17 protein-coding genes are annotated in these 14483 nt (G+C 37.2%); 15 read left to right on the top strand and 2 right to left on the bottom strand.

From position 1 onward, the window contains the following. From Q0688_RS16285 to Q0688_RS16240, 10 genes are all read left to right on the top strand, one after another. On the top strand, positions 1-439 hold a 439-nt coding region (locus Q0688_RS16285), incomplete at its 5' end, for an N-acetyltransferase (RefSeq protein WP_299079176.1). After that, a complete protein-coding gene (locus tag Q0688_RS16280; RefSeq protein ID WP_299079174.1) occupies positions 429-788 on the top strand; it encodes an MmcQ/YjbR family DNA-binding protein in 360 nt (119 codons plus the stop codon). The genes Q0688_RS16285 and Q0688_RS16280, both read left to right, overlap by 11 nt. 83 nt (positions 789-871) lie before the next feature. Further along, positions 872-1267 (top strand): DinB family protein, encoded by a 396-nt coding sequence (locus Q0688_RS16275; RefSeq protein ID WP_299079172.1) that lies wholly within the window; start codon positions 872-874, stop codon positions 1265-1267. Positions 1268-1308: 41 nt separating this feature from the next. Beyond that, positions 1309-1989 carry a hypothetical protein gene (locus Q0688_RS16270; protein ID WP_299079170.1) on the top strand — a complete coding sequence of 227 codons (681 nt, stop codon included), beginning with the start codon at positions 1309-1311 and terminating at the stop codon, positions 1987-1989. 256 nt (positions 1990-2245) lie between these two features. Beyond that, the gene (locus Q0688_RS16265) at positions 2246-2644 is read left to right on the top strand and encodes a hypothetical protein (protein ID WP_299079168.1); all 399 of its coding nucleotides are present in this window, start codon (positions 2246-2248) and stop codon (positions 2642-2644) included. A gap of 937 nt (positions 2645-3581) precedes the next feature. Continuing rightward, on the top strand, positions 3582-3902 hold the full coding sequence (locus tag Q0688_RS16260) for a hypothetical protein (RefSeq protein WP_299079166.1): 321 nt from the start codon (positions 3582-3584) through the stop codon (positions 3900-3902). A 548-nt stretch (positions 3903-4450) separates the two neighbouring features. Next, positions 4451-5863, top strand: coding sequence for a hypothetical protein (locus tag Q0688_RS16255; protein ID WP_299079164.1), 1413 nt, complete (start codon positions 4451-4453; stop codon positions 5861-5863). A gap of 23 nt (positions 5864-5886) precedes the next feature. Further along, the gene (locus Q0688_RS16250; protein WP_299079162.1) at positions 5887-8001 is read left to right on the top strand and encodes a hypothetical protein; all 2115 of its coding nucleotides are present in this window, start codon (positions 5887-5889) and stop codon (positions 7999-8001) included. A 10-nt stretch (positions 8002-8011) separates the two neighbouring features. After that, on the top strand, positions 8012-8230 hold the full coding sequence (locus Q0688_RS16245) for a hypothetical protein (RefSeq protein WP_299079160.1): 219 nt from the start codon (positions 8012-8014) through the stop codon (positions 8228-8230). A gap of 29 nt (positions 8231-8259) precedes the next feature. Further along, positions 8260-8439 (top strand): hypothetical protein, encoded by a 180-nt coding sequence (locus Q0688_RS16240; RefSeq protein WP_299079158.1) that lies wholly within the window; start codon positions 8260-8262, stop codon positions 8437-8439. A 24-nt stretch (positions 8440-8463) separates the two neighbouring features. Here Q0688_RS16240 and Q0688_RS16235 read toward each other — a convergent pair whose 3' ends face one another. Next, positions 8464-8877, bottom strand: a complete 414-nt coding sequence (locus Q0688_RS16235; RefSeq protein ID WP_299079156.1) for a hypothetical protein — start codon at positions 8875-8877, stop codon at positions 8464-8466. A 237-nt stretch (positions 8878-9114) separates the two neighbouring features. After that, positions 9115-9585, bottom strand: coding sequence for a hypothetical protein (locus tag Q0688_RS16230; RefSeq protein ID WP_299079154.1), 471 nt, complete (start codon positions 9583-9585; stop codon positions 9115-9117). A 293-nt stretch (positions 9586-9878) separates the two neighbouring features. Here Q0688_RS16230 and Q0688_RS16225 point away from each other — a divergent pair, with 293 nt between their 5' ends. Genes Q0688_RS16225 through Q0688_RS16205 form a run of 5 tightly spaced genes read left to right on the top strand, consistent with a single transcriptional unit; the run spans position 9879 to position 14475 of the window. Then, entirely contained in the window at positions 9879-10661 is a 783-nt protein-coding gene (locus Q0688_RS16225) for a hypothetical protein (protein WP_299079152.1), read from the top strand. A 41-nt stretch (positions 10662-10702) separates the two neighbouring features. Next, a complete protein-coding gene (locus tag Q0688_RS16220; protein WP_299079150.1) occupies positions 10703-11950 on the top strand; it encodes a hypothetical protein in 1248 nt (415 codons plus the stop codon). Positions 11951-11966: 16 nt separating this feature from the next. Beyond that, positions 11967-12665: a hypothetical protein gene (locus Q0688_RS16215; RefSeq protein WP_299079148.1), complete on the top strand. Its 699-nt coding sequence runs from the start codon at positions 11967-11969 to the stop codon at positions 12663-12665. After that, positions 12665-14086, top strand: a complete 1422-nt coding sequence (locus Q0688_RS16210; protein ID WP_299079146.1) for a hypothetical protein — start codon at positions 12665-12667, stop codon at positions 14084-14086. The genes Q0688_RS16215 and Q0688_RS16210 overlap by 1 nt, the downstream gene beginning before the upstream one ends. Next, complete coding sequence (locus Q0688_RS16205; RefSeq protein ID WP_299079144.1) at positions 14083-14475, top strand: hypothetical protein; 393 nt, start codon at positions 14083-14085, stop codon at positions 14473-14475. The genes Q0688_RS16210 and Q0688_RS16205 overlap by 4 nt, the downstream gene beginning before the upstream one ends. The last annotated feature ends 8 nt before the right edge of the window (positions 14476-14483 follow it).

The raw sequence follows: 14483 nt of genomic DNA, 5'->3' as shown, positions 1-14483 counted from the left end.
GGAAGTTCTGAGTGATAGGCTTACAGTTTGGGAAGCCCGCCTTACAAACCCAAAAGAGAGTCAATTTGTTTACGTAGCTGAAATTGAAGACACCTTTGTTGCGTTCGTTTGCGGTTATCTTGATGAAGATTCAGAGTACGGTACCCTAATTGACAACCTTCATGTTAATTCGAAATTTATTGGACAGCGAATTGGTGAAAAATTAATGGTTGGTGCGGCCAGATTATTAGAAGAGAAAAATAAGACATCGATGTATTTATGGGTGCTGACCAGCAACACAAAAGCCATAAATTTTTACGAACGTTTGGGCGGAATACCTGTGGAGACTGTGAACGATTTCGAGATAGGTGATCGAGAAGTAACCAAGACAAGGTACTATTGGCCAAGTTTGAATTTGATTCTGGGTCTTCACAATAAAAAAAAGACAAATGAACGTTGAAGAATTCCGTGATTATTGCCTCTCGAAAAAAGGGGTGACCGAAGGTTTACCTTTTGATGAACATACTTTGGTCTTTAAGGTCATGGGCAAGATGTTTGCTTTGACAGGCCTTGAACGGCTTCCTGCACAGGTGAATTTGAAATGCGATCCTGATTATGCCATCGAACTTCGAGAAGAGCACGATGGGGCGATAATACCGGGTTATCATATGAGTAAGGTGCATTGGAATACGGTGATGCTAGATAACGTTCCGCCCAAATTGGTGATGAAACTCATAGACCATTCATATAATCTGGTGGTTTCTAAATTCACAAAAAAGTTGAAGGCCGAGTTTGATGGTCTTTCCTAGATATTATGTCAAGCGAACTAGAATCAATTATATCGAATCTCAAAGAATCTTTTGACGGGAGGCCCTGGTACGGTATTTCTGTGATGGAAAAGTTGAATCAAATTCCTTGGGAGGTAGTGAATGAAAAAACCTATGGTTCCAAGACGATTGCCGTTCTTGTTCAACATATCATCAATTGGCGAATATTTGTTTTGAAAAAATTAGAAGGCGATTTGGAATTCAATATTGTAATTGACGGTGAAAATGATTGGGATGAGATACATATTGCCACCCAAGAAGAATGGAATTTACTTAAACAGAGACTACAAAGTACCCAAGACAGCTTGATGCATAAAATATCTGAGGAGACAGATGAATTACTGCAAAGACAAGTTCCAGGAAAGGAATATACCTTCGGACCTATTCTTACCAGTATTGCCCAACATGATATTTATCATTTGGGGCAAATCGCGATGTTGAATGCAATGCATAAGAGCTAAGGGAAATACCTATCTTTATCCGGATAAAACCCTCTCCTTGAATGCAGGATTTATTTTCCTTTTATCAAAATCAAATCGAAGAATATTCGACCGCCGTATCAGAGGTCAAAAAACAACTGGCGGGTTCAAGTACGCTTCGTTTATTGGTGTTTATAGCAACTATTTTCTTTAGTTATCTTTTCTTTGAAAACACCAAGCTGGTTTTAGCAATTGCAGTATTGGGAATTGCCGTGTTCCTTTACTTGGTTTCGAGACATACAGACCTGCAATATAAGCGTGACAAACTGATAGCCTTAAAAACCATCAATGAGACCGAGGTTCAAGTATTGAATCGTGATTTTCATAAACTTCCTGAAGGAAATGAGTTTAAGGACCCTTTGCACTATTTCAGCCAGGATATTGACCTCTTTGGGAGGGGCTCATTTTATCAATACAATAATCGTACTGCATTGCGTCAAGGCAGTGAAACACTGGCGGCACTTTTTACGGAGAATTCAATTGTCGACATTACAGAAAAACAAGGAGCGATTAAAGAACTTTCTAAAATACCCCAATGGAGACAAGAGTTTTCGGCAATTGCCTCATTGACCAAAACGCAAACTACAACGGATATTATTGAGCATTGGCTTGAAAACTACTCTCCCTTTGTTCCACCGATTATGAAGTACTTACCGCTGGTTTTTTCCTTTTTGTTTTTTTTCTATGTGTTTAAAAAAAAATAGACGAAGAAGAAGATGAACAATTTGAAGAATTATATCTTGCATATGAAAAATTATATAATGAAAATGAAGAATTAAAAAGAAGATTAAAGGAGGGAAAAGATTCTATTCCGGTAGATTTAAAGCCGAGTATCGCAATGACGCAAGGCTATAATGGAGAAGGTAAGTGGCTAAAAATGACGCATAATTATTAATGGAATTAGAAAGTTTAACGATAAGAGAGTTTTTATTAATGTGCAAATGTACATGGAGTTAATTTATGAACAACGAAGATAAAGTTAAAATTATAAATGATGATTTTATCTGTGATAAGCATAATTTAGATAAACTAAGAGAGTTACATATGCAGCGTCTTGAAAGGAAAAGGAAAATGAAGAACTCCGATGATTCAGTAGCTATAAACGCACACGCCGGTGGGGACGTATTAGGCGCTGGTAGCATAAATGTGGCACACAGAACAAAGAGTGAAGAAGAGATAAACGAATGTTTGGATGCTATGAAATTCGCCTCAAAAATAGGTGAAAATACTCAGTTTTATAGGATGAGATTTAAATCGCTTAACCATGAAGAGCGTGAGAAAAGAAAATCAAGGTGGTTTAAGCTAGCTCGCGTACTATCTTGGTTAAAGTCTATATTTAATGATGATGGGGTTAAATAATGGGGATTCCTACTGTTTTGTTTTTAATTTTTTTAGTTCTAAAGCTGTGTGGCGTTATTTCGTGGTCTTGGTTTTGGGTTTGTTTCCCCATTTCAGTAGAGATATTATCTATAGTTTTAATATTCTTAATTGTTTGTGGATTTAGAGTATTTAAGATTCATAAGTCAAGTAGAGGATAACGTATGGTAAAGTTAACTTCAAATTCATTAACTAGGGTTGTTAGAGATATATTTAGTTTTTTAAAATGTGGCGCGTGCAAAAAAAAAGAGGCGTCTATGATGATATGGTCTCTTTGGTCTGTTAATAATTATGATTCTGATTTAATAGGGGATATTAACGAAAGGATATTAGACAGGATTCACAAAATTATTACTTCTAAGCATAAACAGGAGAAATAAAATGGAAGGGAATAAACCTTGTTCGTTATGCGGACAAATACCCTCTTATCTGGAAAAGTTAATTTTATGTTCTTACAGGATAGACAATAGGGTGTATTTATGCTGTAAAAAATGCTACTGGAAATTACAGGAAATCTGGCGCTACTATCCTTGTGAAGACTTTAATGAGCGTTTAGAAATATTGAACAGACAATCTCGGGAAGAAATAAAGCAAGAATGTCTATTATTCGACCCTTTAGAATATTTACAGGATAACCTAAAATAGGATTTGTTCCATGAAACACTACATCCCTACACTGGAAGAAACAGATATAGAGATTATTACATCGAAATATAAACAGGAGAAATAAATATGCCTAAATACGTAAAGAAACCAATTGAAATCGAGGCTACTCAATGGTTTAAGATGGGTGACCATCCTGCGATAAAGAGATTAGAAGATGCAAAAATGTAAGGTCTACTGATGACCAGTACTATAAGAAAAAAGAAGATACACTTAGGTTTGTTTATGACGTGGTTAATAACGTTTTGGGGGATAGATGAATAAATACTGGGTATCTTGGCACCACTACGAAGAGATGGGAGACTTCTTCTTTAAGGATGAGTTTCCGTGCTGGGAGTATGGGTTCATCCCTCTTTTTAACCCAATGGGCCCTGTGGATATTACTTATGGAGTATGCGCTAACATTTATGTTTCTGCGATTAAAGGAGATGACTTGAATCACGTAAAGTCTATAGTAGAGAAGGCATATGAAAATGATATCGGTGAAATTGATTTTAGATTTATCCTTATTCAGCCAGACGACTGGAACCCGTTTACCAAAAGATTCCCTAGAGCTGATTGGATGGAATGGGATTGATGAAAATGTATAAATATAACTGCTATGGTTGTGATGGATTGACTGAAGCACGATACATTACAAGGTATTTATGTAATAAATGTAGGTATTATTTTTGCTCGAAATGTATGGATAAAGTTGTCTGCAATAAATGCAGAGATGAGCATCACGACAAGTTCCCTGATGTTTGTTTGACTAGGAAAGTACCATTTAGTAGTCGAGAGGAAATACCTGTATTAATAAGAGATGGTTATGTAGAATTAGGAGTTGAGACGCTGACTAATATTGAATCTGGCGTAACTGATAAATTTTTCGTTATGATGTTTGACGAAAGGTTTTACGATCCCGAACAACAGAAATGTGTAAGTTAATAGAATTAAATAATAAAATTATGCTACAATCCCATAATGCTAGAAGACTTCGAAGACCCTATAGACTCCAATATTGACCAATTGCGTCAAGCACTTTTGGACGACCTGTATTTTTTCTTTTTCTATTTCTTTGCTAGGGTTAATAATGTAATACCTGAGACGCCTAATCCGGTTGGTCGTCAGAATCATTTTATAACGATGGCTAACCCAATTATGAAGGCTCTGAGGGGTGATCAAGAGTCTCTGCCTGACCTTGTCCTTCCTATGTACGTACCGCCCAGATACGGCAAAACTGAGATGATTTGCCACGCAATAGCTTGGTGTTATGCCCATAACCCTAGAGCAAACAACATATATGCATCATATAAGAAAATGCTTGCAGCAGAAAAGACTGAAAATGTAAGAAAGATAATGCAATCTCGCACATTTCAAATATTGTTTGACGCACGAATAAGTAAGAGTTCTAGCGCAAAAGACAACTTCTCTACCGTACAAGGTGGAAGGACAATAGCTGTAGGGGCTGATGGTTCAGGACTTGGTAGCGGGGCAGGAACAACAGATAAAGAACCTTACGGCGGTGGCATATTCATGGATGACATGATGAAGGCTCAAGATGGCCACAGTTTAGCTATGATTACATCTGTTAGAAAGCTGTATAGTCAAACGCTTGTAAACAGAAGGAATGACCCTAAAACAACCCCAATAATACATATATCTCAAAGGATATCCGAGCTTGATTTAGGAGGACAGCTTTCAGAAGGCTATAACAATAGTCCTCTTGATAACTACCAAGAGTCATGGGTATCTAATGCGGTTATTATACCGGGCCTTGATTCAGCAAATAACGCACTTTGGCCTGAGAAACATAGCAAAGAGTATTTGTTAGACCTTAAAAAAAATGACCCTTTTACATTCTGGTCTCAAATACAGCAAAGACCCGTATCGGATTCAAATAGAATTTTTAATACTGATGCAATAGTATTTTTCAAAGAAGAGCCTAAAATAATTGCGACATTTGTTGTGGCTGACACAGCGGAGACAGCAGATAGAGTTAATGATGCTAGCGTTTTTTCTATGTTTGGAGTCTATGAGACCATTTTTATGGGGAAAAAGACAGGTCATATAGGTCTCCACTGGATTTCTTGCCATCAAACAAGAAAAGAACCAGAAGAACTTGTAGAAGAATTTGAATATTTTTATGGTTCCTGTTTAAGGCATAAGGTAATACCTGATCGGGTTTTTATTGAGAAGAAAAGCACTGGCAGCATGCTTTTGTCATTCTTCAAAAAGAGGCAGGGCCTTATTGCTGTTGATATAGAAAGAAATGCAGGGAGTGGAAGTAAAACAAATAGGTTTAAAATGGCAGCTCCATTTATGGCGAAAGGGTTTGTTTCTATGAATGAGGACTGCCGACATAGAGATATGTGCATGCACCACCTAAAACAAATAACTTTAGGTGGAAGCCAAAAGCACGACGACATAGCTGATACACTAGCTGATGGAATTAGGCTAGGATTAGAAGAGAAAGTTATATATAATATTAGTAATTCAAGTAAATACGATAGCATCGCGGATGAGATAGCGCGGGAGAATCAATCAAGACGTGCTTAGTTATTTCAAATTAGGAGATATCCATGACAAAAGAAAAATCTAAATCAGAGTCTAAAAAACTCGATTCTATAAAAGAAAATATAGAAGAATCTTTCGCTTATTTTGAAGACAATATTGAACAATATAAGAGGTTGATGCGTTTTGCGTATAAGACCACTATTACAGATAAAGAGCGTCAAAATCTTTCAAAAATCAATAAGCCAGATATAGAGCTAAACTATACATCATCTTACCTATCTAAGGTCGTTGGTGAGTTCTCAAGGCAAGCGCCGGAGGTTTCAGTATCGGGAAATGGAAGTGGCAGTCAAATTAACGTCCTGACAACAGATGTGATTGAAGGGCACATGATGCATGTTTTTCTTGAGTATGAAAAAAGCGGGAAGAATACAGTTATAAAACAACAGTGTGGAGGCTCTTACTCTGCTTTTAAGGTTATAGCTGAGTATGACAATAAGATGTCTTTTACACAAAAAATGTCAATCATAAACGTTGAACCGACAATGTGCTTTTTTGATCCAATGTCTAAGAAGACAGCAAAGGATGATAGCAATTATTGGGGTGAGATATACCCTATTGAGAAAGAAGAGTTTAAACGACAATATCCAAAATATGCCTCTGAAGCTGACAGAATGGGGTATAGCAAAGCATTAAATAATAAATTTTCTTGGACTTACAAGAATGGTAATAAAGATATAATCATGCTTGCTGATTATTATTGCTTAGAGAAAAAGAGAAAACAAATTCATAGGTTATCAGATGGTCAGGTCGTACTTAATTCTGAATATGAAGAAATGATAGAAAATTGGAGTGAGTTATACGCTGCCCCTGAAATAGTTGAATCGAGAGAAGAAGATTTCAATAAAGTAATAAGATATATAATTTTTGGTAACAGCATTATTAAAAAAGAAGATACCCCCTATGAAAGCTCTAATTATTTCTTTGTTGCCGGAGATTGCGCACAAGTATATGAGTCTGATTCTGGAAATCAGGTTAGTCAATCTCTCAAGTCTTACATTAGCAACGCCGTTGGAGCTCAAAAACTTCTGAACTATACTGCTCAAACTCTGGCTAACTTCTCTGAAAATTTAATGCAACAAAAATACATGCTAGAAAAAAGAAGTGTCGTCAATAAAAAGGATTGGCTAAATCCTCAAAAGGCATCCGTTCTTTTGTACTCTTCTGAATCAGATGAAGGAAGCCCTTTACCTGCGCCCAAGGAGGTGGTTCAGCAAGATATACCTCAGTCTATAATGGGTACTTTTGTTGGAATGCCGCAAGTTATACAAAGTACACTTGGTTATTCCGATCCTAGAGTAAACGCCAATGAGGTATCAGGAGAAGCGCTAGATAAGTCTTCGATTGATAATAATGTTATGGCTATGCCATTTAAAGCTAATTACATGGAGGCTCTGAGTGCGGCAGGGGATTTCATGTTAAAAATATTCCCTAAACTCTACGTTACGCCTATGACAATTCCTGTAATAAACGAGAAAGGTGAACGGGTTTTTGTTCCAATTAATCAGCAGCTTTCAGATGGTTCAAAAGATCCTCAAAGCATATTTTTTGATTACAAAGATAATGAGCTTGGTGTCACAATTAAATCTTCATACAGCTTTACTTTACAGAAAGATAGGGCTCTAAAAACAATGACCCAACTTATGGGCGCTGTCCCTTCATTCGGTGAGCTCATGAACCGGAGGGGATTGCCCATTATTGTAGACAACTTGGATATCAGAGGGGCAGATAAGCTAAAAGAAATGGCAGATAAACAAATACAAGAGGAACAAAGCCAGCAGAATCAGCCTAATCCAGCTCAGCAGCAACTTATGATTAAACAGCAAGAGTTGCAGCTTAAGCAGCAAAAAATACAAATGGAATATAAAGTAAAGCAGGAAGAGCTACAAGAGCAGAAAAATCAGATGGCACTTGACGAGAAGTTAGCTATGATAGGTCTGGAAAAAGAGCTTATGAATGCTTCCGTCCAAAATGAGAAGGTACAGGCTGAGATTAAGACAGCTAATATAGATGCTGCTGTAAAAGTGGCTAATCAAGCATTGGCGCACGAAGAGCACCTTTTGAATCGGAACGAGCAACAGCATAATCATACCATTGATGTTATGAGTCTAAATTCTCAATAGGAGGTTAAACATGGTAGAATCGAAAGTTAAGAAAGCAGAATCAGCGTATAAAAGAGCCGTTAAAAAATCAAAGCTTGGAGATGGCAAGAGATTTTCCACAGGCTCTAAGGTATTGCAAGCTAAAGGTAAAAGTAAAAAACAGGCTGATGCTATAATGGCTGCTGCGGGTAGAAAGAAATACGGCGCTAAAAAGATGGCTTCAATGTCTTCCAAAGGTAAAAACAAATAATGTTTTCGTGAACGTAAGAGGTAATAAAAGTGAAAAAAATAATTATGTCTGCATTTTTAGTTTCATTAGTGACAGCTATTTCAGCGTGCACATCTCCGCTGACTATTCACCCTATGAGCCCTGATAATGCATTTCAAATAAAAAGAGCTCAGATAAATGCTAGGTTTTCTGTTGGATTGACAGACAATGGTGAAGACAAAGAAAGTTAGGCGTGTTTAATTAAACCTAAGAATTCAATTGAATGGCAATAGAGATTCTATTATGGCTTCATTTACTTTATCGCAAAGCTGATTAAAGTCGTCTTCTTCAAATTCAAAATCATTAATAAATGTATGAGAAATTATTTCTTTCTTGCCTGAAAAGAAAGAGTCTACCATAAAACCTCCACTTGTTATCGTTACCCTAGAATTTATGTCTTTTTTAAAGGTAAAGGTCATCGCGTTAAATGGGCCTATATTTTCTAATTTCACATCCATCATGAAATCCCCATAAGGATATTTATTTAAAATATCTTTTTGGGAAAGGAAATAATTAAAAAAATTATCAGTTAGTATTTTTAAATTATCGATTTGCTTTTCTAAAAAAGCTATTTCCTCTTTGTGGGATGTATTAAAACCCATAAAAGCGTGCGTTGGTGTAAACTTCATTTTAACCTTCATTAGGATAACGAAACTCGACCTTTATCAGTCTACCATTTTCATCTTCTTCTCTTGGCTTCCCAAGACAGTTACAGCAAAAGTCAAATAACATACAGCATCCGGGAAGAGATGACTCAACCCTTTTAGTCAGACCTGTACATTTATAGCATATATTCTTTTCACAAATAAAGCAGAAATTGTCTTTGTCACCATGTATTTTTGTTCCGCAAGATCCACATTCATTCATTAATTAACAACCGATAAGATAGTTATCTGACCGGGCCCCACCTGACAATAAACATTCATTTTATTTACCCGGAATAAAATAATATCCGATGATCCACCGAATGCTTTAGTCTCACCTTTTGATAAAAGAGTTCCGTTCTCAATGGATTCTCTCATAAACTCCATTACAGAATATTCCATATTTTTATCTGCGTTCTTTAGGTCAGGAAAAGCATTTTTATGAAGGTAAAGGCTCAGAGCTATGTTTTTCATCCCTGCAAATTTAATTAATTGAATATCCGATAATTTTGATTGTTCAATTAGTCTTTTGCAGTTATCTACATGCGCTTCTGTTTCATTGAATTGCTCACATGCCATTCTAATAACTGCCGATACGCTCATATTTGTTCTTTGTGCTCTATCTGAATTTAACTTATGTAGGGATTGCGTCATTCTGACAGATTGATTAATTAAGCTGTTACTCTTTCCCATAAAACTTTCCCTCTTCATGTTTGTATTACCCCGGTGCTACAAATTTTATATATCCATATATTGTGCTCAACTCTAAGCACATTATGCGTTTTTTTTCTTAAAATATCAAATACTTTGTTTAAATTAACCTTCTCTTTTGCTATGTTTAATTTGCTAAGAATTTAGCCGCACGGCGTGAGCCGAGACGTTAAACCGTCATACTGACCAGAGCAGATAATCTGGCGTTACTTGAACGATAACAAGACCGGTAATTCGGATACTCCGTAAGTAGATATAACTTGCAAAGGTGAAATATGACTGATGAAAATTTGAATGCTGATAATTCGGTTGATTCTCAGCAAGTTGATTCTTTTAGCCAAAATGCAGGCTCTCCGGTGGAACAGCAAGCGCCAGATATGGCACCGGCAAAACCACAAGATGGATCTGTTAGCCAAGAAAAGCTAACAAGCATACTTTTGACTGAAAGAAAAAGGGCTTACGAGAAGGGTATGCAGGCAGCGAACCAAAGGGTTAACGAGCCTCAGACTCAGCAACCGATTCGAGCAAATGATCAAGCGGAAAGTATCGATCAGAGGGTTGATGCACTTCTTAATCAAAAGCTTTCAGATATGCAAAAGAATCAGCAAGAAGCATTTAAGCAGCAACAATACGAAACATTTGTAGACGGTCTTGATAAGACTTTTAACAAGAATATAGCGAACGCCAAAGAAGAGATAGACGGATTTGATGAAAAAATGAAGTCTGTTAATAACTTTGATCAGTTTCGCGGAATAAAGCTTGCCATTAGTCAGTTCGGCGAAAGAGGCGGACAAGTGTTAAATTATCTTGCTGATAACCCACACAAGATAGGTGGTTTAGATGTTATTGCGATGCTTCAAGATAAAAAGGGTAATCCAAACTTTACCCCTATCTTGAAGGAATTCAAAAAGATATCTGACAGTATTGCCTTGAACGATAACGCTAAGAAATCGCCAAAGGCTCCAAGTCCAATCAGTCAAATTAATACAAATTCTCGTGATGGATTTGGTAAAACTGAGATTGGAATAGAAGACTGGAAGGCACTTCTTACAACCTGATTTTCCCATATCCGAGCAAATAATTACTTTGTGAGGTTATTATGACTAATGTAGTCGTCAATGTAGAGTCTTATACGCAAGCGTCTTTAGCGCTTCTTTCTAACACTAACCCTTTTATCAAATTAACTAATAAAAAATATAAACATATAGAAGGCATCCCCGGTCAGCGTGGAACAACGGCACTTTTCGATGAGCCACCTACGGTTGATTATGTACCAAGCTTGGCTTTTGGAACATTCGGAAGTTACACGCAAAAATCAGTACCTATCTCTGTTGAAAAAGAAGGTAGTATTCCTCTAGGTACACCAGAGCTTGAGAAATTATTTAATATCGATGTAGATAACTATATGACTCCTCTTGCCAAATCTGGCGTTGTTACGCTAGGTACTAAAGTAGGTAAAGATGTTGCCCTTAACTGTAAAGAGCATACCTACCTTACTTACGGAGACGGAACAGACTCTATCCAAAGCTATCAATCTCTTGACCAAGCCATTGAGAACTATCGAGACGCGGGTAATCCTATTACGGATGAAATGTGCGGTATTATTCCGATGACAGCTTGCCCTAAAATCATCGGTAATGGTTTAACTCAATTTGCACCTAGTCGTAATGATGAAATTGCAAATAGCTGGGAACTTGGTGAATTTGCGGGCGTTAAATGGTACAAGTCAAACTTGTTACCTCGTCATGTTGCCGGTACTGTTGGTGACCAAGCCACAGTGCTTACCGTTGTCAGCATCAATGCCGCTGGTACACAGCTAACATTAAGTGGTGCCGCTAATTCAGATGCTAACGCAATCAAGAAATATGACATTTTAACATTCTCTGATGGCATTTCTGGACAACCAGATATGCGCTATCTAACCTATTTTGGCAGCGAAGAAACTAACTCCGTTGTTCAGGTTAGGGCACAATCTGATGTTGCTTCTGATGAAACTGGAGAAGTTATCATTGATATCTTTCCTGCCTTAATTTCAACATCTGGCGATAGAGATAGCAACATTAACAACGCTGTTACGGCTGGAATGCAAATGACAGCAAAGAAAAGCCATGTGTGCGGACTTCTTTTCGCTAAAAGCGCGTTTATGTTAGCAATGCCTAAATTGGTTGACACATCGCCTTACGAAAATTCAACCATGACTGACCCTTCATCTGGCATATCATTGCGCACTTACAATGGTTATTTCCCGCAGACTGCCGTTAAAGGATTCGTTCAGCAGGTTGCATGGGGTTCACGTCTTGCAGACCGTTACGGTATGAGATTAGCTTTTCCAACATCTAATCCATAAACTTTAAGGCAGTAGAATGAAAGCTAGCGAGCTTGTAGTTAAAGCATTCTACCTATCGAATATTGTGAGTCGAGAGCTGGAAACGGTTTCCGGCTCACAAATTTCGGACGGGATAGATTTGCTGAATGAATTACTTGATGATAAAGCGGCTTCTGGGAACATGATCCCATATTTTTCACACGTAAATTTTGATGCTGTTGTTAACCAAGAAAAATACTTTATACCTTCCTTAATGGAAATGTCATGCCTTGCCTTTAAAGATGGAACAATAAGGTACGAGATGCGTGAACTTGGAAGAATTGAATATTTTGGAAATACTCGCGCGACTAACATATCAAGCTTTCCCAAGGTATACACATTTGAGAGAGCGTTAGGCGGCTCTAACATATATATATATTTCTATCCAGATAGAGATTATGAGTTTGAGATAACTGGTAAGTTTTTTCTTTCTAATGTTTCAGCTTGCGATGATTTAGATTCTTCTCTTGAGGGGTTTTATATCTCTTACCTAAGATATGCTCTTGCTGAAAGCATTTGCGATTTTTACAACGTAGAATTTCCAATTTACAAAAAACAAGCTTTAAATAAAAAAGAAAAGAATTTATTTAAGGTAGACCCACCAGACATGACAATTGAAAAGGTATCATCTCTGAACTCACGAGAAAACATCCTTAATTATGCTGAAATAAACTTTAATAGTGGGTTGAGACCGTAATGATAAGCAAATTACCACTCAAAATTGTCGGCGGGAGTCAATTTTCAAGATATCCAAAGATATCAAGAGAATCTACGTACAATATGAGGATATCAGATGCTGCGTTGGTTCCTTATTTTGGGTATCGAAAAATAAAGGACATTAGGCCCGGTGGCTCTGTTGGACGATCTGTTTACACGAGCCCAAAATATCAACATCAAATAGCCATAATAGACAATGGTGTCTACACCATATCAAACGATTTTGCTGTTTCTCTTGTCGGCCAGCTAGATACATCTACTGGGCCTGTTTTCATATCGGAAAATAATGCCAGCGAAATAGTTATTAGCGAAAACAGTGATAACATTTACGTTTTTAATTACTCAGATGAAACATTTCAAAAGATAAATGTCGGTTTTATTTCAGGATATATCACATTTATTGACGGATATATTGTAGCTCCTCAAGTTGATACACAACAGTGGAGATTGTCGGCTTTAAATAATGCTAAATCATTTCCTTTTGATTCTCAGCATATTGGGGAGTTAGAGTCCAGCCCTGATGTGGTAGTCGCAGCTGAGACTTTAGAAAGACAACTTTTTATCTTCGGAAAGAACATTACTGAGGTCTGGTTGGACGTTCCAACTAGTAGCGCTTTATTTCCATTTCAGCGGCAAAATTCATTGAGCATAGAGTACGGTTGTATAAGTACATCAACGATTGCCTCTGGTTTCCACAGAATAGTGTGGCTTGGTTCTAATGAATCGTCAGGGCCATCTATTCTTGTTAGCACAGGCTCTACACCAAAGAAAATATCAACAGATGGGATTGATTTTCAGCTAGATAATTTAAAGGCTCCCGAAGATTCATTTGGATTCTTATTTGAAGAAGATGGTCATATTTTCTATCAGATAAACTTTCCCTCAGACAATGTGTCTTATGCTTATGACTTCAATGAAGACAAGTTTTTTAATATAACTGATAGTCAGCTAAATGCGCATATTGCCAGAAGGTTATCATTTTTCAATAACACACATATCTTCATAACAGACAGAGATGGTGGGCTATATGAAATGAGCTCCGAATTAGACACATACAAAGAAACAACTGATAAAGATGATGAGGGTCTTACTATTCCCAGAATTAGGATACCGCCACCTTCGAGACTGAAAGATGCCAGCAGATTTATCATTAACAACGTTAATTTAACGATAGAGCAAGGATACAGCGACGAGCAGTTAGATGTCCACCTATCTTTATCAAAAGACGGGGCCCAATCTTTTGGCACGAAGTGGTCTAAAACACTAAACCCAATGGGGAAAAGAGCTAATAAGCTCCTGTACAGAAAATTAGGGTCTGCAAATGATGTTTCTTTCCAGTTTCAATTCTGGGGAAAAGACAGATTTATTGTTACGGATGCAGAAATGGAAGTGTATCAATGAGCATTCCAAGCGTGCCAAGAGCACAAATTGCTGAGAAAGATGGAACACTCAATACAGAGTGGCGAATCTATTTTGACCAACTGTCATTTGTCTTGCAGAGCTCTTTTCCTTTTTCAGGTTACAAGATGCCATCTAAAGATAATTCGGAAATATCGAATTTAGTTAATGAAGATTTAGCAGGCGGGTTTATCTATAACAGAGAACAAAAAAACATGCAGGTTAATACCGAGGAAGCTTACAAGCCCGTAAGCACCTATGAGGAATTAAGCACATCTGAAATAAACGATATTCCGTCAGGTGAACGTAACGGGCGATTTATTTATGACACCGACGAAACGTCATTAAAAGTTGGTTTTAATGACAGTTTTTTAACGGTGACAACAACATGAGGAAAGAA

Origin of the sequence: uncultured Paraglaciecola sp., assembly GCF_937123705.1 — a bacterium.
In the GTDB taxonomy this organism is placed as follows: domain Bacteria; phylum Pseudomonadota; class Gammaproteobacteria; order Enterobacterales; family Alteromonadaceae; genus Paraglaciecola.
The sequence above is the reverse complement of the archived record's forward strand: the minus strand, read 5'-3'. Positions and strand labels throughout refer to the sequence as shown.